Raw genomic sequence first — 1,542 nt, forward strand, 5'->3', positions numbered from 1 at the left:
TGTTTATGCAGGTACATTAAACGGAGATGAATCATTTGAGTTGGAAGTCACCAATTCAAAAGCAGACTCGATGATTTCAAATATTGTGCGCCTTCAAGATGAAGCACAGCATTCGAAGCCAAAAATTGCAGAAGTTGCTGACGTCGTAGCACGCTACTTTGTTGGTGTAATTCTTATCATCTCAGCTGGAACCTGGTTTTATTGGCACCAAACCAAACCAGATGATGCTTTTTGGATTATGCTTTCGGTTCTCGTCGCCACATGCCCTTGTGCATTATCACTTGCTACACCGACCGCACTAACTTGTGCGACTTCACGAATGGGCAATTTTGGCATTCTGTTGCGAAAAGGCCATGTATTCGAAACGCTTTGCAAAGTTAATCATCTCGTCGTCGACAAGACAGGAACATTAACGAAAGGTGACATCGAGATTAGCCGTACGAGCACATTCAAAGAGCTTTCTGAAGCGGAAAGTCTGGCCCTTGCATCTGCTCTTGAAGCTCATGCAAACCACCCTATTGCGCGCTCATTTACCGGTTTCAGTAATGACGAGATTATTGTAACAGATGTTAAAAACGTGATTGGCTCAGGAATCGAAGGGATTTGGAATGGTAAGACGGTAAAAATTGGCAGCTCCTCGTTTGTGCTAGATTCGAGCATAAAAGAAAGCAATGCCATTTACTTGTCAATAAACAACGAACACGCTGCAACTTTTTATTATCACGATCCTATTCGCAAAGAAAGTCAGGCGTTTATTCAACGTTTTGCTGAAGCTGGCATCAAAACAACCTTACTTACTGGTGATTCTATTCAAAACGCACAGCCTGTTGCTGACGAAATTGGTATCGAGCATGTGATCGCATCTGCAAAACCAGAAGACAAACTCGCGTATCTTAAGAGCCTTGATAGCAGTGATATCACCATGATGGTTGGTGATGGCATAAACGACGCACCTACTCTAGCGGGAGCCCATTTATCCGTGGCTATGGGCGGTGGTACTGACGTTGCAAAGGCATCAGCAGATATGACGCTTCTTGGAGATAACTTAGAAAAGTTATTGGAAGCTCGCCTATTGGCTCTTCGTACAAGAAAGATTATCCGTGAAAACTTAGCTTGGTCATTAGGCTACAACTTGTTAATTTTGCCGTTAGCGGTTACAGGATTAGTTGCGCCTTATATAGCAGTTGTTGGGATGTCAGCAAGTTCAATCATTGTTGTATCTAACTCACTGCGACTTCTAAAAGAGAAGTAAACAAGAGAACACTTATGGAAAGCCTTTATATTTTAATTCCAATCGCGATTGTTCTTGTTTGCGTTGCTGTCGCTATTTTTCTTTGGGCGGTTCGAAGCGACCAGTTTGAAGATCTTGAGCGACAAGGACACAACATTTTATTAGATGAAGAAGAACAATCAGACAATAAGAAACCGTAGTATGTTTTATGAATCCTGATTTTTTAGGTGCTTTGCTTATCGGCCTTGTCGGGGCCGGCCATTGTATGGGGATGTGTGGTGGTATCGCATCCCTACTTTCCTTAGGTAGTT

3 protein-coding genes are annotated in these 1,542 nt (G+C 42.7%); all 3 read left to right on the top strand.

Annotated elements, in window-relative coordinates:
- Positions 1–1,252, top strand: a 1,252-nt coding sequence (locus R7Z50_RS24120; RefSeq protein ID WP_318149299.1) for a heavy metal translocating P-type ATPase, incomplete at its 5' end; no start/stop codon positions are given.
- Positions 1,253–1,266: 14 nt separating this feature from the next.
- A complete protein-coding gene (gene ccoS, locus R7Z50_RS24125) occupies positions 1,267–1,431 on the top strand; it encodes a cbb3-type cytochrome oxidase assembly protein CcoS (protein ID WP_005457379.1) in 165 nt (54 codons plus the stop codon).
- 8 nt (positions 1,432–1,439) lie between these two features.
- Positions 1,440–1,542: sulfite exporter TauE/SafE family protein (locus tag R7Z50_RS24130; RefSeq protein WP_318149300.1), on the top strand; the 103-nt coding region annotated here is incomplete at its 3' end.

Source organism: Vibrio sp. 1249-1 (assembly GCF_033340495.1).